The 19,724-nt window shown below is 36.3% G+C and carries 16 protein-coding genes; 9 read left to right on the top strand and 7 right to left on the bottom strand.

Features of this window, described 5'->3' with window-relative positions:
- Positions 1 to 231 precede the first annotated feature (231 nt).
- From IEV57_RS04010 to IEV57_RS04000, 3 genes are all read right to left on the bottom strand, one after another.
- Positions 232 to 3,300: a T9SS-dependent choice-of-anchor J family protein gene (locus IEV57_RS04010; protein WP_188439914.1), complete on the bottom strand. Its 3,069-nt coding sequence runs from the start codon at positions 3,298 to 3,300 to the stop codon at positions 232 to 234.
- A 17-nt stretch (positions 3,301 to 3,317) separates the two neighbouring features.
- A complete protein-coding gene (locus tag IEV57_RS04005) occupies positions 3,318 to 3,560 on the bottom strand; it encodes a NifU family protein (protein WP_188439912.1) in 243 nt (80 codons plus the stop codon).
- A gap of 184 nt (positions 3,561 to 3,744) precedes the next feature.
- Complete coding sequence (locus IEV57_RS04000) at positions 3,745 to 4,839, bottom strand: Mrp/NBP35 family ATP-binding protein (RefSeq protein ID WP_188439910.1); 1,095 nt, start codon at positions 4,837 to 4,839, stop codon at positions 3,745 to 3,747.
- 185 nt (positions 4,840 to 5,024) lie between these two features.
- Here IEV57_RS04000 and dnaG point away from each other — a divergent pair, with 185 nt between their 5' ends.
- The 5 genes from dnaG to IEV57_RS03975 all read left to right on the top strand — a co-directional run bounded on the left by dnaG (position 5,025) and on the right by IEV57_RS03975 (position 11,469).
- On the top strand, positions 5,025 to 6,968 hold the full coding sequence (gene dnaG, locus IEV57_RS03995) for a DNA primase (RefSeq protein ID WP_188439908.1): 1,944 nt from the start codon (positions 5,025 to 5,027) through the stop codon (positions 6,966 to 6,968).
- Positions 6,969 to 7,055: 87 nt separating this feature from the next.
- Positions 7,056 to 8,273 carry a bifunctional 3,4-dihydroxy-2-butanone-4-phosphate synthase/GTP cyclohydrolase II gene (locus IEV57_RS03990; protein WP_188439905.1) on the top strand — a complete coding sequence of 406 codons (1,218 nt, stop codon included), beginning with the start codon at positions 7,056 to 7,058 and terminating at the stop codon, positions 8,271 to 8,273.
- Positions 8,274 to 8,646: 373 nt separating this feature from the next.
- Positions 8,647 to 9,279, top strand: a complete 633-nt coding sequence (locus tag IEV57_RS03985; protein ID WP_188439903.1) for a hypothetical protein — start codon at positions 8,647 to 8,649, stop codon at positions 9,277 to 9,279.
- Positions 9,280 to 9,285: 6 nt separating this feature from the next.
- The gene (gene surE / locus IEV57_RS03980) at positions 9,286 to 10,068 is read left to right on the top strand and encodes a 5'/3'-nucleotidase SurE (RefSeq protein ID WP_188439902.1); all 783 of its coding nucleotides are present in this window, start codon (positions 9,286 to 9,288) and stop codon (positions 10,066 to 10,068) included.
- Positions 10,069 to 10,230: 162 nt separating this feature from the next.
- Positions 10,231 to 11,469, top strand: a complete 1,239-nt coding sequence (locus IEV57_RS03975) for a S8 family serine peptidase (protein ID WP_188439901.1) — start codon at positions 10,231 to 10,233, stop codon at positions 11,467 to 11,469.
- Between the two features lie 59 nt (positions 11,470 to 11,528).
- Here the strand turns inward: IEV57_RS03975 and IEV57_RS03970 are convergent, their stop codons facing one another.
- Positions 11,529 to 11,735: a hypothetical protein gene (locus IEV57_RS03970; RefSeq protein ID WP_188439900.1), complete on the bottom strand. Its 207-nt coding sequence runs from the start codon at positions 11,733 to 11,735 to the stop codon at positions 11,529 to 11,531.
- 230 nt (positions 11,736 to 11,965) lie between these two features.
- Between IEV57_RS03970 and IEV57_RS03965 the strand changes: the two genes are divergently transcribed.
- Genes IEV57_RS03965 through IEV57_RS03950 form a run of 4 tightly spaced genes read left to right on the top strand, consistent with a single transcriptional unit; the run spans position 11,966 to position 14,768 of the window.
- Positions 11,966 to 12,154 carry a hypothetical protein gene (locus IEV57_RS03965; RefSeq protein ID WP_188439899.1) on the top strand — a complete coding sequence of 63 codons (189 nt, stop codon included), beginning with the start codon at positions 11,966 to 11,968 and terminating at the stop codon, positions 12,152 to 12,154.
- A 52-nt stretch (positions 12,155 to 12,206) separates the two neighbouring features.
- Entirely contained in the window at positions 12,207 to 13,346 is a 1,140-nt protein-coding gene (locus IEV57_RS03960) for a DUF4221 family protein (RefSeq protein WP_188439898.1), read from the top strand.
- Positions 13,343 to 13,765, top strand: coding sequence for a hypothetical protein (locus IEV57_RS03955; protein WP_188439896.1), 423 nt, complete (start codon positions 13,343 to 13,345; stop codon positions 13,763 to 13,765). The genes IEV57_RS03960 and IEV57_RS03955 overlap by 4 nt, the downstream gene beginning before the upstream one ends.
- Positions 13,752 to 14,768 carry a hypothetical protein gene (locus tag IEV57_RS03950; RefSeq protein ID WP_188439894.1) on the top strand — a complete coding sequence of 339 codons (1,017 nt, stop codon included), beginning with the start codon at positions 13,752 to 13,754 and terminating at the stop codon, positions 14,766 to 14,768. Before IEV57_RS03955 ends, IEV57_RS03950 begins: the two co-directional genes overlap by 14 nt.
- A 67-nt stretch (positions 14,769 to 14,835) precedes the next feature.
- Here IEV57_RS03950 and IEV57_RS03945 read toward each other — a convergent pair whose 3' ends face one another.
- The 3 genes from IEV57_RS03945 to IEV57_RS03935 all read right to left on the bottom strand — a co-directional run bounded on the left by IEV57_RS03945 (position 14,836) and on the right by IEV57_RS03935 (position 19,601).
- Positions 14,836 to 15,705 (bottom strand): substrate-binding domain-containing protein, encoded by an 870-nt coding sequence (locus IEV57_RS03945; protein ID WP_188439892.1) that lies wholly within the window; start codon positions 15,703 to 15,705, stop codon positions 14,836 to 14,838.
- Between the two features lie 105 nt (positions 15,706 to 15,810).
- Positions 15,811 to 17,145 (bottom strand): MFS transporter, encoded by a 1,335-nt coding sequence (locus IEV57_RS03940; RefSeq protein WP_188439890.1) that lies wholly within the window; start codon positions 17,143 to 17,145, stop codon positions 15,811 to 15,813.
- 32 nt (positions 17,146 to 17,177) lie between these two features.
- Entirely contained in the window at positions 17,178 to 19,601 is a 2,424-nt protein-coding gene (locus IEV57_RS03935; protein WP_188439889.1) for a glycoside hydrolase family 31 protein, read from the bottom strand.
- Positions 19,602 to 19,724 lie beyond the last annotated feature (123 nt).

Raw genomic sequence — 19,724 nt, 5'->3', positions numbered from 1 at the left:
AAAGGTAAAATTATATTTAATTTTTTTACCAATAAATGTGCCTAATGAAAATTACCTACTCACAAATAAATTTTTTACCTGACACATCGTCCACAAAGAGCCACTTGAATCATTAAGTATTTCCGCTTTCTTATTAATAATCACTTAAAATAATATGAATACTTTATTTGATTGCTGTGGACCGTTAACCTTCGACACACATACGTCTCGTAAACAACCTACAAATCATTATTAATGTATGATCAACTTCCTAGTTTCGGTTAAAGAGTTGCTCGTTATTTTGACGATAAATACCCCTTTGGAAAACAACTGTGTGGAGAAACTGTAAGTCTGATTCAAAGTATTCGGATAATCAATGTCCTGAACCAAAGTTCCAGAAGAAGAGATAACCTGAATATTCACATTTTCATAAGTAGCAAAATTGAATGCAATATTAAACACTTCTCGAGCTGGATTTGGGAAAATGACTGTGTTGCCTAATCCAGGATCCACAGGTTCAGGGTTTGAAGAGAGATAGAGCTCAATATCATCAATATAAACTGGATCATTGCTTTGACTTCCGTTTTCAACAACAAATGCAATTCTAACATTTCTTTGACCTCTTCCTGCAAACTCATTCAAATCAATAAATTCTCTTCTGTATTCAGACCTATTATTTGGATTTACTATTCCTGAAGCTATCGTGTTGATTTCAGATCCCATTTTCCTCTCGACTTCAGTATAAGTCACACCTCCGTCTTCACTTGCCATTACCTTGAAAATAGTATTAGCAGATTGATTACTCGCAGCGAGACTGTAAAATACACTTGCCTGACTACTGATGGAAAGATCAAAAACTGGCGATCCAAGCCAATTGCTATTAGAAGCACTGGTATTGCCCAAAGTAACCACATTTTGAGCCTCACTTTGAACAGGAATGACTGACCAAGTATTGATATTGGTGTTAATATTTATACTCGACCAAGGCTGTAAACTTGTAGACTGATTGAAATTTTGTCTCCATGGAGCTCTGATTGTATTTTCATTCTTTTCAGTAAATTGAACGAGCTGCGATTCATTTCCAGGATTTTGATCAAAATTTGGGAAAAGTAGATTGTACTGAGATCTGGAAACCCCCGTCGCTACAAGGGAATTTGGTATTTCTACATTGATGGACTGACCTACTTCCAATTGCTGACCTCTCGCGACAAAACTCTGAGGAGAACCATTATTCGTTCTTCTTTGTAAAACAAAACTGTTAATAGGAAGATTACCGGTGTTCGTGATTTCCACCACCTCTGTAGTTTGAGAGCCGTTGTGGATTGGACCCGGACTAACTAATCTATTCAAATCAATCTTGTAGTTATATGTCTCTTCGGATAGGATTTCTATGTCTTTCAAGAAAATATTATTTCCGTAGCCATTCTGTGTTATAAACGCGATCCTAATATTATCAAAGTCAGAAAATTGGGAAAGATTGAGTATTTCTCTTCTAAACTGATTGTTAGAAGTAGGAATAAACTCATTTTCCTGTGGGGCAATAGTTTGTAATAGATTACTGTCCTTGTTGTAAGGAGCATTGATAATGTTAAAGGTGTTTCCACAATCCGTCGAAACCGCTACATAAAGAAAGTCTGAGAAACCTGCAGCTATAAATGGACTGTGTGCCATATTGAAAGTCAACTGGGCGTTAGGAAATTCACTGAGGTTGATAGACGGTGAAATATAGAAATCTTCTTCACCTATGCCTTCATATTCATAATGTCTAATCCAAAGAAGGTTTTGATTGACTCCAGAAATTGGAAGGGTAATATTTTCCCAAGTGAAACTCGCATCAGGATTTCTTATAAGCCAATCATTCTCAGAATCTGAAAGATCTAGAAGGTAAGGGATATTGATTTCAGGTTGCAAGAGAGGCCTAGTTGTCTGAACATTATTTGAAGGATTTTCGTCAGCCGATTCATTTACTAAAAGTACCCTTGCTTCAAAGAGTGCCTGACCATCTCCTGGTATATTGATTGAATTGAAGGATACTGTTGCTCTTTCACCTAGTGACAAGTTCAAATTAAAATCTCTTGTCTCAAGAACATTACCTCCGAAAGAAATCTGAATTCTTGCTGTATTGATGACATTTAACCCACGATTCAAAAGCTCAACTTGTGGGACAAGTGTATTGCTACACAGTAAATCTTGAGGGTTGATGATGTTTTCAATTGAAAGATCTAAATCAGGAACCTGAGGATCAATAGTTGCGAAATTATTAATCAAAGAACCTCTTCTTGGACTAAACTCTAAAACTACATTCATTCTTCCTACCTGACCTCGTGTAAATAAATTCATGCAGGCATCTGGAGTGTAGTCCATATAGTTTTCCGTCATGTCTCTTGAACCACACGAAAATCTAGGGTTATTGATTCTGCAATTATTATTATCGGAATCTTGATTTGGAGTATCAGCGACAAAATCATCAACAGAACAACCATCTTGCCCTGTATTAGCATCACCCCAAATATGTCTTAAACCAAGAAAATGACCTACTTCGTGAGTCGTAGTTCTTCCACGAGAACCAGCTACAGCATTACCTCCTTCTCCAAAATACCTGTAATCCATCGTCACTCCATCTACTTCTCTTGAGCTTGGAGAAAAATTTAAACCAGGCAAATCTGATACAGGAAATGTAGCATATCCTATAAAAGGTGGGGTGATGGGTAAAACCCACATGTTTAAATAATCCTCAGAAGGCCATGACGAAATCGATGATATCAATGGGGCGTCATTGGGACTGTAGACACTTTGTGGACCCTGAACCCTTACTATGCCACTTGTAGGCAGTCCATTAGGATCTACTTTTGCCAACACAAATTCAATATTAGCGTCTGCGGCAACAGAGGCAAATTCTATTGGGGTTAGGTTTTGATCGGGATTCTGTCTTCTGAAATCTTCATTAAGCGTCCTAATCTGAGCAGTGATTTGAGATAATGGAATATTCGCTTCTTCTCCTATTGCTGTTCCATTATGGATAATATGAACTACAACAGGAATAACTCTTCTTTCATTCTTAACTCTATTTTGGATGGATGGCTTCTTGGATATTTCTTCAATCTTTCCAGACATCCAAGATTCAAAATAATCTCTACTTCCGTAAATACCAAGTGCCTCTTCCTGCATTTTCTCTAAATGGGAAGAAGCACATTTTTCATCATGAACATGTTGAAAAGGCTTTCCGAAAAAGTTCTGAGAAAAAGTATTGGTACTTATTAGCGAGAAAAGGGAAATGGATAGGAAAACTCTTATCCATGAAGTTTGAAATATCCTAACCATCTTATTCTGAGCTAACGTTATGCTACTGCGACATTGATAGCCTCTACCCTAATAATTTCAGGAATAGCTCTTTTGATGGCTTCTTCTACACCCGCTTTCAATGTCATCGTTGACATAGGGCAAGAACTGCAAGCTCCAGTAAGTTCTAATCTCAAAACCATATCTTCTGTCAATTCAACCACTCTCACATTGCCTCCATCAGCTTCTAAATAAGGTCTGATACTGTCTAATGCTTGCTCAATTTTATCGTTCATTTCCATTTTTTGTAATCTTTATATTCTTGATAATGCCAAGCATTATTTTTATTCAATCGATATTCTATTCAAGATTAGGTTTATGTAGGTATACTTTTCCTACTTACAACCTTAAATTGTTGCTTCTAGATGCGTTCCATCATCGGTCGACCGTTGTCTGTTGACCGTTTGACAGTTATCCGTTAACTTTTCAACCATTCACATGAACAACTTCCGTCTTACTTTTCTCAGCATTTCTAATCGCAACTTGTCTGGCTACGGACTCAGCAAGTTCTGAAAATGCAGTCTTGGTAAGACCTTCCTTGAATACAGCCGGATAACCTGTATCTCCACTTTCCCTAATACTTTGCACAATTGGCATCTCTCCAAGGAATGGAACGTTAAATTTCTCTGCCAGTTTTCTTCCTCCTTCTTTGCCAAATATGTAGTATTTGTTATCAGGAAGTTCTGCTGGCGTAAAATAAGCCATATTTTCTATAACACCTAAGATAGGCACATTAATCTGTGGCTGCTTGAACATGGTCAACCCTTTGGTCGCATCTGCTAAAGCTACTTTCTGCGGTGTTGTTACAATTACGGCACCAGTCACAGGAATGGTTTGCACCATGGTCAAATGAATGTCTGATGTTCCTGGAGGTAAGTCGATTAATAAATAATCTAACTCTCCCCATTCTACATCACCTATGAATTGTTTTAAAGCGGAACTCGCCATCGGACCTCTCCATACTACAGCCGAATCAGAAGGGGTTAGAAAACCAATAGACATCAACTTTACTCCATATTGTTCTATTGGGATAATAATGTTTTTTCCATCTACCTGCTTCACAGAAGGCTGCTCACCTTCTACGTTGAACATCGTAGGAACCGATGGTCCTGAAATATCAGCATCAATCAAGCCTACTTTTGCACCTGTATTTGCAAGCGCAACAGCAAGATTACAAGCTGTTGTGGATTTCCCTACACCACCTTTTCCTGAAGCAATTGCAATGATGTTTTTTACCTGGGGCAGAAGAGGAGTATTGTCTCTTGTTGTAGTGACATTGGAAGTCATAAAAATACCCAACTCCACATCTTTTCCAAACGCATCTTCCAATGCCTCAATACAATTATTTTTGATAACTTCTTTGAGTGGGCAAGCGGGAGTGGTTAATACCACTTTGAAACTCAATTTATTTCCTTCAATTTCTATATTTTGGATCATTCCAAGAGTGACCAAATCCTTTTTTAAATCTGGATCTTCTACTGTTGAGAGTGCTTGGAGGACTTTTTCTTTTGTTAAGCTCATGAATAAAGTGTACGAATTTTTGTGCAAGTTAGTCTATAATTATTCTAAATAAAACCACTGAGTTTTCTATTATCAGAATTTTATTTGTCAAGGTTTTAACTTTTCAAACCTTCAAATAGTTTCTTCAAACCACTTTATGTTTTGCAGGAATACTTTTTATCTTTGACTCTTAGATTTGAGTTTTTATGGGAATTAGTAGAGCCACCACAGAAAGAGTTAGAGAAAGAGCAGACATTGAAGATGTGGTGAATGATTATGTCCCCTTGAAAAAGAAAGGACAGAACCTTTGGGCTTGTTGCCCTTTTCATAATGAAAAATCACCTTCCTTTTCGGTTTCACCAGCCAAGCAAATTTATAAATGCTTTGGTTGTGGAAAAGCTGGCGACCCTATTCAGTTTGTGATGGATATTGAGGGCATAGGTTTTGGTGAAGCGATCAAGCACCTCGCACAGAAATATGGTATTGAAATCGAAGAAGATAAAGCCTCTACTCCTGAGGATATTCAGGCTTATAATGAAAGAGAAAGTCTCTACATCGCACTGAATTTTGCAAAGGATTTTTTCGTCAAAAACCTAGAAACAGAAGAAGGACGAGCTATCGGATTAAGCTATTTCAAAGAACGAGGATTTAGTCAAGCGATTATTGAAAAGTTTGATCTTGGCTACACGCTTGAAGGATGGGATCATTTGCTCAAAGCAGCGAAAGCTGCTGGACATTCAGAAGAAATTCTCCTCAAAGCAGGTTTGATCTTACAGAAAGAAGGTGATCCTTCTAGATTGTATGACAGATTTAGAGGGCGAGTGACGTTCACCATTCATAATCTTGGCGGAAAACCAATTGGGTTTGGTGCGAGGATTCTTACGCAAGACAAAAAGCAACCAAAATACATTAATTCACCTGAGACAGAAGTCTATCACAAAAGTGATGTGCTCTACGGCATGTTTCAGGCAAAGAAATCTATCCGAGAAAAGGACAATTGCTACCTGGTAGAAGGCTACACGGATGTGGTATCTCTGCATTTGTCCGGTATCGAAAATGTGGTAGCATCTTCTGGGACTTCCTTGACGGAAAATCAAATCAAGCTGATCAAGAGATTTACAGATAATGTGACTGTTCTTTTTGATGGAGATGCGGCAGGGATCAAAGCTTCTCTTCGGGGTATAGATTTGCTACTCGAAGGTGGGTTGAATGTCAAGGCCGTGGTTTTCCCGGATGGAGATGATCCTGATAGTTATTCTAGAAAAGTAGGCTCAGAGGAATTTAATACATACCTGACTTCTCATGCTCAGGATTTTATCGCATTCAAGATTGGCTTGCATGCAGAAGAAGCCACAAATGATCCTGTCAAAAGAGCTGACTTGATCAAGCAGGTTGTTTTGAGTTTGTCCAAAATCCCTGATCCGATTATCAGGACGGTTTACGTTCGTCAATCTGCCAACCTACTTGAAATAGACGAGGAGATCATTCAAGTAGAATTGAATAAGATCATCCTTAAGGTCCAAAAGGATCAATATTTTAGAGATCAGCGAGATCAGGATACACAAGAAACACCTTTTGAAGAATTTCTTCCAACACAAGAAGAGCCAGTTTCCTATACCACACAACTCGAAGCGCAAGAAAGAGAAATGATGCGCATGCTCGTCAATTATGGATTTGAGATGGTATCTGACGAGCTAAGTGTCTGTGCTTACTTGCTTCAGGAGACAGAAGAATTGAAATTCGAAACTCCTGTTTTCAACAAGATTTTGAATTTATATAAAGATGCTTTGGCAGTAGATATGCTACCACAGCCAGAATATTTTCTAAATTCTCCTGATGCTGATGTGAAAAAAGAGATCATCAATATGATCACAAGAAAACACGAAATCTCTAAACTTTGGGAAGAAAGGCATCAAATATTTACTATTACTGAGGCCGACGATTTAGCTAAATCGGTGTATGACAACATCCTGAGATTGAAACAGAAAGTGGTCAAAAAGATGCTCGAAGAGGCAAGGTTCAAAATAAAAGAAGCTCAGGACCGTAAAGATGCCAATGATTCCATGGATGATCTCTTGAGAGTCTATATGGAATTGAAAGGATATCAGACTGAAATAGACAAACAACTGGGAATCGTAATCAGCAACTAGACCAAACATTAATTGGTTTGAGTCGGTTTTAATCCCATAAAACTTGTAATTTTACAAACCCTAATTAATAGCATTCAAAATAATATTATGTCGCAAGAAAATCAACTGCATTCCATTGAGGAAGCCATAGAAGCAATAAAAAATGGAGAAGTAATCATTGTCGTTGATGATGAGGATAGAGAGAATGAAGGGGACTTCGTTTGTGCTGCTGAAAAAGTAACTCCTGAGATTATCAATTTTATGGCTACACATGGTCGTGGATTGATTTGTGCGCCATTAATCGAAGATAGATGCGATCAACTTGGGCTACAGCTGATGGTTGGAAGCAATACAGCTGCTTTTGAAACACCGTTTACAGTATCTGTAGACTTAGTCGGTCATGGATGTACTACAGGTATTTCTGCCAGTGACCGATCAAAAACTATTCAAGCTTTGGTAGATGACTCCATCCACCCAGATGAGTTGGGCAAGCCAGGACATATTTTTCCGCTAAAAGCCAAAAGAGGTGGCGTACTACGAAGAGCAGGTCACACAGAAGCAGCGATTGATTTTTCAAGATTGGCAGGCCTACAACCTGCTGGGGTTTTGGTCGAAATCATGAATGAAGACGGCACCATGGCCAGACTTCCTGATTTGTTTGAAGTTGCCAAAAGATTTGATTTGAAATTGGTTTCAATCAAAGACCTTATCGCGTATAGATTGAAAAATGAATCTTTGATTAAAAGAGAAATCGGAGTTGAAATGCCTACAAAATTTGGCGATTTTGATCTGATCGCTTATAAGCAGACAAACACGGAAGAAATCCACATGGCCTTGATCAAAGGTGAGTGGAAAGAAGACGAGCCTGTAATGGTAAGAGTTCATTCTTCCTGCGTGACGGGCGATATTTTTGGGTCTTGTAGATGTGATTGTGGTCCTCAATTGCAAAAATCCATGGAAATGGTGGAGAAAGAAGGAAAAGGTGTGGTGCTCTACATGAATCAAGAGGGGAGAGGAATTGGCTTAGTGAATAAATTAAAAGCTTACAAGCTACAGGAGCAAGGAATGGATACTATTCAGGCCAACCTTGCCCTAGGTTTTCCAATGGACTCGCGAGACTATGGCGTGGGTGCACAGATATTGCGAGATTTAGGAGTTAGCAAAATCAGATTGATTACCAATAATCCTACTAAGCGTGTTGGTCTTCTTGGATATGGACTAGAGATCGTTGAGCAATTGCCTATTGAAATTGGCTCTAACCCGCATAATCAGAAGTATTTGGAGACAAAACGCGATCAAATGGGGCATTCGATCCTGAAGAAGTAAGTTTCTGAAAGAGTTAATTGAGTGAGTAGTTGAATTGGTTGTTAGTTGATTAGGTAAAATAGTGAATCTAGTTATGAGTTTAATTGGTTGATTAGGTGATTAAGTAAATAGTTGGTTTTTATGGTATCGCATAAGTTAGCGCTTAACGCACTAATGAACTACTCAACTAATCCCTAATCTCTATCCCACTAATCTACCATTCCACTAATCCCTAATCAACTAATCTACTATTCCACTACTCAACCAATCCCTAATCTCTAATCAACTATTCCACTAATCCCTAATCCACAATTTTCTTATTCAGCTCCATGGGATCAACCAATTTTCGTTTTTATTCGTTATTAAGATGTTACTTCATCAAAAAATTTAACAAATGAAAAAGATCTTCTTACTTCTATTTTTCACCGCAGGTATCATCCTTTCTGGATTTGCACAAAACAAATTCCCTTCGCAAATCTGGCATAAGGGAAAGGTTGTTACAGTGGAAGGGCAAGTATATACTGGTTTGGTATTGTATGATTTAGAAAATAACATTGTTCAGTTACAAAGAGAAGGTGTTGAAACCTTTGGAGCTTCAAATGTATCGCAATTTGAGATTTTTGATGAAGTATATGGCGGAGTAAGAATATTCTATTCACTACCATATGCTTTAGCCACTGATTATCAAACGCCAGTATTCTTTGAAGTCCTTACACAAGGTAACGACGTGGCATTGCTCTGTAGAGAATATATAGCAAATGACAACAGAGGAATGGGAATGTATGGTTCGATGATGATGAATCCTATGTGGGGTGCACCAATGGGGATGGGTTTCAGATTGGCATTCAATTATTATTTTTTCAAAGATGGAGAGATTCAAAAATACTCTCAGAAAAAAAGAGATTTGATGGTCTTTTTCGATGATCGAGAAGATGAGGTAAAACTCTTTATGAGAAAAAACAGACTTTCTCACGATAAAAGAGGAGACCTATTAAGAATTACAGCATATTACAATCAAATAAAATAAAATTTTATGTCTAAAAGACCCTTGATTCTAGTTTCAAATGATGATGGTATTACCTCAAAAGGAATTAGAGTCCTAGTCAATGTGATGAAGAAATTGGGAGAAGTAGTTGTCGTAGCTCCTGATAGTCCACAGTCAGGAATGGGACATGCGATTACCATTGGTGAAACGCTTAGATTGTCAGAGGAGGATATTTTCGATGATATACAAGCATACAAATCGAGTGGTACTCCTGCAGATTGCGTCAAACTTGCAAAGCATTATGTACTGAAAGATAGAAAAGTTGACTTGGTCGTAAGTGGAATCAATCATGGGAGCAATACATCTATTTCTGTTTTATATTCTGGTACGATGTCAGCGGCTATTGAAGGTGCTTTAGAAGGCTACCCATCGATTGGCTTCAGTTTGTGCGATTATTCCTCCAAAGCTGATTTCAGTCACGTAGAAGAGTATGTCTATAAAATCGCAAAACAAGTATTAGATAATGGTATTGCAAAAGGTGTAGCTTTAAACGTGAATTTCCCACCTAAGAGAAATGAAGCGATTAAAGGCATCAAAATCTGCCGACAAGCACATGCGAAGTGGCAGGAAGAATTTTCAGAAAGATTCGATCCGAATGGAAGAAAATACTTCTGGATGGCGGGCAACTTCGTGAATTTTGACAAAGGTGAGGATAACGATGAATGGGCTATTGCAAATAATTATGTATCGATAGTCCCATGTCAGTATGATCTCACAGCACATCATGCGATTAATCAAATGAATGAGGATTGGAATTGGGATGAATTATAGTCTTCTATAAAGTTGAATCCAAACCAATTTGACCTGTCTGAGTTTACTTCAGGCAGGTTTTGTTTTATAAGATAACTTTTGACTTAAGTGAAAATTGAAAACAATAAACTTGTTATGAAATACATTTTTGTTTGTATATTTGAGTTTTAAGACTTTAATAAAATGAGAAATTACAGAAGTTTAAAGGTTGGGTATTTGTTTCTTGCACTTGGACTTATCATGTCTTGTGCTGAGGATTTGGAAAGAGATTCTTTAATTAATGAGGAATCTGAAGTATTAACTTTTCCCAATTACAAAACAGAACCCATAGATGGGCAATATTTTGTAGTTTTTAATGAAAATCAACTTAGTTTTAGGATTGATGAAAATAATTATGAAGGTTCTCAGGCAGCCATGCGAAAAGAAGCTTCAGACTTTTTGAGAAGTTATAAAATCAGTTCAGATGATTTGGATAAGACTTTCACGATGGCCTTGACTGGATTTACAGCAAGAATATCCAAAGAAAAAATTGAAGAAATTAAGTTAGATCCACGTGTGAAATATGTGGAGCAAGACAGAATGGGCATGCTAGGCAGACCAAATGATAATCCTAAAAATCAGCCAGAAGAACCAATAACAAGTACACAAACAGTTCCTTGGGGTATAACAAGAGTGGGTGGCCCTTTCGATTATCAAGGAAGACATAGTGTTTTTATCGTGGATACTGGAATTGATTTAGATCACCCCGACTTGAATGTAAATACGCAAAAAGGTTTTGATGCCTATAATCCAAAGAAAAAGGACTGGAACATGGATGATGAACATGGTCATGGTACTCATGTAGCTGGAACAGTCGGAGCCTTAGATAATCACTTTGGTGTAGTAGGAGTAGCAGCAGGTGTGCCAGTAGTACCTGTTAAGATATTTTTTGGGCCTTGGGCAGCTTACAGCTACTCTGGAATGGTAGCAGGCATAGAACATATTGGAGTAAGAGGTATCCCAGGTGATGTTGCGAATTTAAGCTTTGGAGGTTTTGATAACAGCCGTGTTTTAGATGATGCCGTTCTCAATGTTTCTGAAAAAAGAAGAATTTGGATGGTTATTGCTTCTGGAAACTCAAATTTGCCTGCTACAGAATTTAGCCCAGCGAGAATACAAGGTAAATATACAATCACTGTATCAGCGATAGATTCGAGAGATAGACGCGCGTGGTTTTCTCACTATGGAGAACCTATCAAATTTGCAGCGCCTGGAATTGGAGTGGTATCCACTTGGAAAGGTGGAGGGTATCGAGGAGAAACAGGCACATCAATGGCGGCACCGCATGTTTCAGGATTAAGAGTTTTAGGAGATATTGATTCAGATGGTTATGTGTTGAATTATAGGGAAAAAGCTGATCCGATTGCATTCAGAAGAAAATAAAAAGATTGGAAAGGAATTAAATAAAGAGGTTGATTCAACTTGAATCAGCCTCTTTATTTTTAAAGTTTTATCAAAAACACCCCATCTTCGATATCTGTCCTTTTGATATTGTAAGTCTTTGCAATGGTTTGACGATCTTCGTCTGAGTAATGGAGTGTAAAGCTTATATCATCACTAGCCTCTTTAAAATTCAAACCCCTTTGATATGTTTCCTCTCTCAAGTAAGCATAAAGTTTATCATCAGAATAATCTAAAGTTAAATACATAAAGCTAATTTTTTTTCGAAAATGATCAACTGATTTTATAAATTCTCTCTGAAAAAATAGTCAACAGATTAGATATCAATTTTTTAAGCTAAATAGAAATTTATGAACTAAAAACTTGCTTCTTTCTTTCTTTCTTTCTATCTATCTTTCTTTCTTTCTTGTAAACGACTTAATAAGTGGAAACATTTTTAAAGTATTTTAATCAATCATTTATTTAAACAAAAAATGTTATGAGAAAAATTATGTTTAGTGTATTGATGGCTAGTTTATTTTCCTTTGGGTTTTATGCGAATGCTGCTTGCCCAGGCTATGAGGAAGTCGGTGATCCTGATGATGATGGGTATATTATAGTGTACTCAGAAGATCAAGGTGATGGATCTTGTAAAGATTGTAGTGACACTTGTGTTATTGCAGTATAATTTAATTTAGCGACAATATTTAATATTGTCGTTCGCATTTAATTTTATTAAAATGAAATTTTTAAGAGGTTTTTTTGTAATTCTAATATTTACTATTTCCTGTAAAAACATTGAGGAAAAACTTGACTATGATCAAGAGTTCACTTTAAAAGATAGTTTTGAAATTAATCTTGATGATAAAACTGATTACAATTTTTATTATTATGATGTTGTAAATTGGAATGAAAGAGAGTGTTTAGTTGTAATCAATCAAGTAAATAATTCTTTAGATTTTTACGATTTGGAATCAGGAAATAAAAAGGAAACTATTCCAATTCCAATTGATGGACCTTTTGGATTGGGATATGTTCAAGGCTTTACATTTGTCAATTCAGATTCAATTTTTTTATATAGAAGAGGGACATTTAGAGGGACTTTATTAATTAATTCTCTAGGGGAGGTTAAGAATTCTTATATGCCGGGGGTAAAGGAGCAATCAGCAAAAGATCTTATAAACCATGTTTCAATTCCAAAAAACCCAACTTATTATAAAAATAAAAATCTTTATTTTTTAAGTTACCAGCTAATGGACAATAAAAATCCAGATAATTTTAATAAAGATGTACTTCATGCAGGCAAATTTGGAATAGATAGCCTAGATATTTCTTTTGAAAAGTACTCTGGCTTTCCACCTATATTTTGGGATAAAACATGGAATAGTCCGAGTACTTCTGTTTCTCGAATTATGGGACATGAAGATAACTGGGTGTATTCATGGGATTTACTAGACTCCGTGTTTGTATATGATTTTGATTACAAAATAAAGAAAAGTTATTATGTCAAAAGTAAGTTGAGACCATCGAAATTGGATTATGCTGAATTTTCATTTCCCAACGAGACGATGGGATCCAACTTATATTATAGTATTAAATATGACAGATTTAGGAACTGTTATTACAGAATTTATTTCGCTAAACCCAAAGATAAAGTTGAAGAGATTCCAGGAATACATAGATTTGATTTCTTTCCATTTGTAATTGTGGTGCTAGATGAAAATTTCAAAATCATTGTTGAAAAATTCTTTCCAGCAAAAAAATATAAACCTACACAAAGCTTTGTTGGGGAAAAAGGGTTATATCTTCCATTATCAAATGGTTTAAACCCAGAACTCAAAGAAAATAAAATTTCATATGAATTATATCAAGTTCAATGAATAATATTTTAAATACATCGTTGATTTTTCTTTTGCTTATATCATGCAAGCCAAATGCAAAGAATTTGGATTCTAGGTTAAATGAATTTATAAAAATTAATAAAATCAATCATGGGAAAGCCATATTTTTTATAGGCTTAGATGAATGCCCTGTTTGCTATTCCGAGTTTCAGAATTTATCTAAAGTTTTTGAAAATTCTGATGTTACCACTGTTGTTATTTCTCGATCGAAAGTTAAATCAGTTAATTTTATTGAAGAAATAGATTTTTTTATCATAGATAGTACTTATTTAGCTTGGGAACTTAAGCTGTTTCAAAGTCTCCCCGTCTTATATAAGCTAAACGAAGGACACTATGACTCAATTCCAATTAACCATATTGCAAAATTGAAAAAAAATTTAAATCATGAAGAAAATTAATATATTTATTTGTCTGTTATTAGTTTTATTTTCTTGCTATTCTAGCGAAAAACAAAATTACCAAAATTTAAATCAAACGATTAAAGTAACAATTAAAGATATTTCTGGAAAATTTTCAAAGGTCAAATTCCTTAATGGAAAATTTGTAGCATTAAATCAATTTAGCTTAGAAGGGCAAAGTTTGTATATCATAAATGAAAATGGAAAAATTTGGGAAAAACAGTTAATCAAGCCTAATTCCAGAACAATCATTGGTGGAATTCCTGAAGAGATTTTTCTTTTTCAAGATTATTTTTATTTAATAAAAGATATTGGACAGTTTGTTAAGTATAGCTATTTGGGCGAAGAAATTGAAAAAATTAGTATGAGACATGTTTTTCCAGAAAAAAATAAATGTAAAACTATTGAAGTCGATAAAAATGGGACATGCTACTTTAGCTGTTATTCTTTGATGGAGAATAATGTAAAGGAGTTTACAGTGATAAAAGGGGTTATTGGTTCTGACAATTTTTCAGAAATTCACAAAGGAAGGGTAAATGATAATGTAAATGAATTAGCGTTTTTTGTTGGAAACAATGAATTATATGTTTTGATGCCATATTCAAATGAAATAGGTATTATAGACTTAAATAATCAAAATTATAGAATTGAGGAATTTGAAATAAGTGAAAATAGGAAATATATAAAACCAAAGGAGTTTACAGGAAGCGGATTTGAATATGCCAAATTATCGAAATCTGAAAGAGCTGAATATAAATCAGATAAGCACATCCAAATTTATGTAAATAAGGATAAAAATTACATTACAAGTCAGCTTGTTTCAGATGATATTGAAAATCCTTTTTTAGTCCAAAATATTGAGAGAAACAAAAAGAATTATTTTGAGATTTCAACAAAGTATCCCGTGAGTTTTGATAATCAAGGTCATTTTATTGGTTATACAATTGAAGAAGATTATTATAAGTTTTTTATTAAGCCTTTCATTAAAAGTTTGAACCAATAAAAATAAAATTTCCATCTTAATAGGATAACTTTTATCAAATTAGAGAAGAAAGTAAAATTATTGATAATTAGCTTAAGTCTATAAATTTTAAATCGACTAGTTTTATTACTTTAATTTTTTTTTCAGCCAATCCCAAATTCAATAAAACATCCATCGTATCCTCCAAAGTGGATTTTTCAATCTTATTATCTGTCGACCATTTGGTTTGTTTTAACCAAGCTTTTACATCTTCTTGCTGGATTCCATAAGTTTTGGAAATTGTGGATGGAAAATCCTTGTCCTGAGTCATCTTATCAGCAAAGGCATAGACCATATCTCGTAATCGGACGAGTACTTCTGCATGGGTCTCTAAGATTTGCTCCGTAGCCACTATCACAAAACATGGCCAAGGGGTGGGAATTTCTCCGACACGCTTAAACTGACCTGCATCCACAAGTGGTTTGGTGGTGTACTTTTCCCAAAGGAACATTTTAGCTTCTTTGTTTTCAAACGCTTTCTTGGCTCCCTCCAAGTTGTCAATGACCTCAAACTGCAATTTATTCGTATTCCAACCTTCTTGCTTCGCAAGTAAAAATGCCATCAAGTGAGAGCCAGAACCATAGCGGCTGATCAGAAATGGGGCTTCATTGAGTTCTGACAGCGCATTTTCTTTTGACTTGGCAGACAGATGGATACCCCAATTCAAAGGAGAGGAAATATGAAGTCCAATAATTCTACTTGGATTTCCTTCAGTTCTATCCTTGATAAAGCTCTCAGTCAATACCAATGCAAGGTCTGTACTTCCTTCTCTAAGGGCTTTGTTCATCGCACCGGAACCTTTTGATTCTTCTTGCCAAACTAACTCAATGCCCTCGTCTAAAAATGGCTGCTGTGCAATCACCTGCAACCAAGGATAATTGAAATGCTCTGGTACACCCGTAATTCTAATTTTTTGCATGGTCAAAATTAATTCAATTGCGTTGATTCACTAGTTAAAAAAAGAAAATCCGACAAACAAAATTATCGGATTTCAAATTTATTAAACTTAAGAGGCTAAAATATTTTATCCATCATGGGTAGCATTCCTATCTGTGATCAAGAGATTGGCAAATCCTGCTAAGATTAGAGATGTGCCTGCTAAGACCATCGTGTAGATCACATCTTCACCAAATAGGAATTTATATGTTACGGTAATGCCACCTACAGAGGCAATGATCTGAGGAATTACGATAAACATATTGAAGATTCCCATGTATATCCCCATTTTATTTGGATCTACAGAACTAGAGAGCATGGCATAAGGCATAGAGAGAATGCTCGCCCATGCTATTCCAACCAATGCAAAACATAGGTGAAGCATCCATGGCTCGGTAATATAGAATATGGAAATAAATCCAATACCTCCCGAAATCAAACTGAGCATGTGTACTAGTTTTCTATTGATTTTGACCTTACTGGTTACAAAAGCCAATATCAAGGCAAAAAACATAGAGATTAGTCCATAAGTACCCAAATAATTCCCCACACTATCTGCTGCATTATTGTAAGCCAATGATGCGGTATCTGTTGCCTTGAAAATATGCTCTGTGATAGCTGGTGTTGCATAAGTCCACATGGTAAAAAATGCAAACCAAGAGAAAAACTGAACAACACCAAGCTTGAGCATTACTTTTGGCATGTCCAGAATATTTTCAAATATTTCTTTTACTCCTTTGAAGAAACCTTTGCTTGCAGCCTTCTCTCTCTCAAATTTCTCTAAATCTTCTGGTGGATATTCTTTCGTGGTGAGAATCGTGTAGAGGATAGAAGTAAATAATACAAAAGCGCCAATTCCAAAAGCAAACTTTACAGAATCAGGTACCACACCTGCTGCGGCTGTATTTGGAACTCCTATTTGGGTCATAAACCATGGTAAATTACTGGCAATCCAAGTTCCAATTCCAATGATCAATGTTTGCACTACAAATCCATAAGAACGTTGACTGTCAGGAAGTTTATCCGCAACTAAAGCTCTGAAGGGCTCCATGCTGATATTGATCGAAGCATCTAAAATCCATAAAGAAGAAGCCGCCATCCACAAAGCGCTAGAGTAGGGAGCAAAGAATAAGGCTATGGTACTGAAAACTGCTCCAATAAAGAAAAAAGGTCTTCTTCTACCTAAGATGGGATGCCATGTTCTGTCACTCAAATACCCTACAATCGGCTGTATGATCAGACCTGTAAGCGGAGCTGCAAGCCATAGAATAGGAATATCATCCTTCTCCGCACCGAGGGTTTGAAAAATTCGAGACATAAATCCTCCTTGCAAAGCAAAGGCAAATTGGATTCCGAGAAATCCAAAACTCATATTCCAAATTTGCCAAAAACTCAGTCTTGGCCTTTTCTCTTCTGTTTGCATTAGCTTGGGTTTATGGATTAAGCAGGATAGGTTTAGATTTTGATTTTGAATGCAGTAGATCGATGTTCTATTCTAAAAGAATGGATGTCTTCTACTTCATAGTAAGGTTGAGAATAATCTGGTAATGGATCAAATTCTGTCAAGCGTCCTAGAAAGGCTATATTTTCTTGATGACCATTTATTTGCTGATCTTCCATTTGTACTGAATCTGAATCAATACCATGAAGATAAAGCTGAATATCTTTGAATGCTGATTGGTAATTGCCTTCCACAGCTCCAAATTGGATTTCTTGCTGATCTGAATCCCAAGTTATTTCCCTTTTGAAAAATGCAGCTTTTTGATAATCCTTACTACTTCCATCATCTTCATAATGAAGATAGGTGAATGAACCCTTTCCTTTGTAAATATGAAGCTTCAAGACTTCTTCATGTGGAGCGTCAGTATGTGATATGGCACTTTGCATGGCGATGATTGAACCTGCTTTCGCAAAAACAGGCAAATAGCTCAATGGTGTATCTACATAAATTATCTGATTGCCTGAATACTTTTGATCATTGAAGAAATAATACCAGTCGCCTTCCGGAAGATAAACCTTAGTGATTTCCTTGGTGCTTTCTATGGGAGCAATAAGTAAGGATTCACAAAATAGGTATTGATTCTGGTAAGTTTCTTCATAAACTTTGGCATCAAAAGGATAATCAATCGCCAAACTTTTAGCTATAGGAAGTCCTGATTGCGTGCTTTTGAAAAAGTTACTATATAAAGTCGGGAGCATTTGATACCTCAATTTCATATAGTTTCTTGAGATTTCCTCTACTTCTTCTCCAAAAGACCAAGGCTCTGAATCACAGCTATTGATCATTGAATGTGCTCTGTAGAATGGAGAGAAAGTGGCGATACTCATCCACCTTGCAAACAAAGATTTAGAGGCTTCTCCTGCAAATCCCCCAATGTCATATCCAGAAAACGAAACCCCACTCAATCCAAGACTGTTAACCAATCTGACACCAGCCAACATGTGTTCTTCACTTGACACATTATCACCTGTCCAAGCGGCTGCATAGCGCTGAATTCCTGAAAATCCTGAACGCGTCAATACAAACGGCCGTTGATTTGGCGCTTGCAATTCACTTCCTTCTTTGGCTGCTTTGGCCATCTGCATGCCATACACATTTCTCGCTTTTCGGTGGCTAACTAGCTCGCCTTCGTAGTGAAAATCAATCAGATTTGGCGTGTGCTGACCCCAAGAAGCCGGTTCGTTCATGTCCGTCCAATACCCATCAACCCCCGCATCTTTATAGAATTTCATCTTTTCACCCCACCAAGTTCTGGTTTCTTCTTTGGTGAAATCAGGAAAAGCACACCAACCTGGCCATACTTGACCTTCATAAATTTCTCCGTCAGGATACTTCACAAATAAGTCTTTTTCCAAGCCTTCGTTAAAGGGCGCGTAGCTCTCTTCCTTTTTGATCCCTGGATCCATGATGACCACTACTTTGAAGCCTTTCTCCTTCAATCTAGCAATCATGGCTTTTGGATCGGTAAATTTTTCATTGTCAAATGTGAAAACCTTGTACTTTTCCATATGATGGATATCAAGATAAATTACATCAGCAGGCATGTCCTTTTCTCTGAAAGTTTGAGCAAGATTTAGCACCTCAGATTCAGGATAATAAGAATATCGGCATTGCTGAAATCCTAATGACCACATGGGGGGCATTTCCATTCTTCCTGTCAGCTTGGTATAGGCGCTGATAATTTTGTCCACACCATCATCATGAAAAAAGTAGTAATCGATTTCTCCATCTTCAGCAGAAAAATACATAAATCGGTTATTGGAAGCTCCAAAGTTAAAAACAGACTTGTGTGTATTATCAAAAAAGATTCCGTAAGCAGTTTGGTTGTGAATGCCTAAATAAAAAGGAATAGACATATAAAGAGGATCATCACCAATTCCGTATGCAAAGTAATCTGTATTCCAGTTGGTGTAAGCATTCCCCGCACGGTTGAGATTACCTGTTTTCTCACCTAAGCCGATAAACTTTTCATTGGGTTGTAATTTCTTATAATTGGTCACTTCTGTTCCAAGCCAAGAAATAGAAAATGAAGCATCATCTTCATTTAATAATTTGCCATTCCTATCATAAAATTTAATATGAAATGGATTGAGATAGATTCTAACCTCAATAGTTTTGGTTTTGATGACGAGCAGTTCCTCGAATTCTTCAATCGAAAAACCGCAATGTTTCGGTTGCGCAACAACACTATACGGATTAGGGAAATACGCTTCTTCTTGGTTCGCTTGAACTCTGATTGTATCGTGTTCAAAGACTGTGATCGTGAAAAATCCATGATTTGTTTTTCCTGTAATACCAAAGTCTGTTTTTTCCCAACTCTCCACATTTCCTAGATGAAGATTTCGATTTGAATTTCTTGTTTTTGAAGCTAAGGTCATTGAATCAAAGTTGTATTTGGAATGCTAAGAACTAGCACGTTGCTTATTGTGTAAAGCTAAATTATAAAGTAAATTTAAAGTAAAAAATTGCTTGATAAGGCCTGATTACACAATATTCTTCTA

The organism is Belliella aquatica (assembly GCF_014637795.1).
GTDB lineage: Bacteria > Bacteroidota > Bacteroidia > Cytophagales > Cyclobacteriaceae > Belliella > Belliella aquatica.
This window is presented reverse-complemented; position numbering and strand designations above follow the sequence as displayed.

Excerpts from the sequence above, each read along its gene's own strand:
- IEV57_RS03965 (WP_188439899.1), top strand. The coding sequence starts at position 11,966 with ATGAGAAAAATTATGTTTAGTGTATTGATGGCTAGTTTATTTTCCTTT.
- IEV57_RS04000 (WP_188439910.1), bottom strand. The coding sequence starts at position 4,839 with ATGAGCTTAACAAAAGAAAAAGTCCTCCAAGCACTCTCAACAGTAGAA.
- IEV57_RS03990 (WP_188439905.1), top strand. The coding sequence starts at position 7,056 with ATGTCGCAAGAAAATCAACTGCATTCCATTGAGGAAGCCATAGAAGCA.
- IEV57_RS03945 (WP_188439892.1), bottom strand. The coding sequence starts at position 15,705 with ATGCAAAAAATTAGAATTACGGGTGTACCAGAGCATTTCAATTATCCT.
- IEV57_RS03935 (WP_188439889.1), bottom strand. The coding sequence starts at position 19,601 with ATGACCTTAGCTTCAAAAACAAGAAATTCAAATCGAAATCTTCATCTA.
- IEV57_RS03955 (WP_188439896.1), top strand. The coding sequence starts at position 13,343 with ATGAATAATATTTTAAATACATCGTTGATTTTTCTTTTGCTTATATCA.
- IEV57_RS03970 (WP_188439900.1), bottom strand. The coding sequence starts at position 11,735 with ATGTATTTAACTTTAGATTATTCTGATGATAAACTTTATGCTTACTTG.
- dnaG (WP_188439908.1), top strand. The coding sequence starts at position 5,025 with ATGGGAATTAGTAGAGCCACCACAGAAAGAGTTAGAGAAAGAGCAGAC.
- IEV57_RS04005 (WP_188439912.1), bottom strand. The coding sequence starts at position 3,560 with ATGGAAATGAACGATAAAATTGAGCAAGCATTAGACAGTATCAGACCT.
- IEV57_RS03940 (WP_188439890.1), bottom strand. The coding sequence starts at position 17,145 with ATGCAAACAGAAGAGAAAAGGCCAAGACTGAGTTTTTGGCAAATTTGG.
- IEV57_RS03975 (WP_188439901.1), top strand. The coding sequence starts at position 10,231 with ATGAGAAATTACAGAAGTTTAAAGGTTGGGTATTTGTTTCTTGCACTT.
- IEV57_RS03960 (WP_188439898.1), top strand. The coding sequence starts at position 12,207 with ATGAAATTTTTAAGAGGTTTTTTTGTAATTCTAATATTTACTATTTCC.
- IEV57_RS03985 (WP_188439903.1), top strand. The coding sequence starts at position 8,647 with ATGAAAAAGATCTTCTTACTTCTATTTTTCACCGCAGGTATCATCCTT.
- surE (WP_188439902.1), top strand. The coding sequence starts at position 9,286 with ATGTCTAAAAGACCCTTGATTCTAGTTTCAAATGATGATGGTATTACC.
- IEV57_RS03950 (WP_188439894.1), top strand. The coding sequence starts at position 13,752 with ATGAAGAAAATTAATATATTTATTTGTCTGTTATTAGTTTTATTTTCT.
- IEV57_RS04010 (WP_188439914.1), bottom strand. The coding sequence starts at position 3,300 with ATGGTTAGGATATTTCAAACTTCATGGATAAGAGTTTTCCTATCCATT.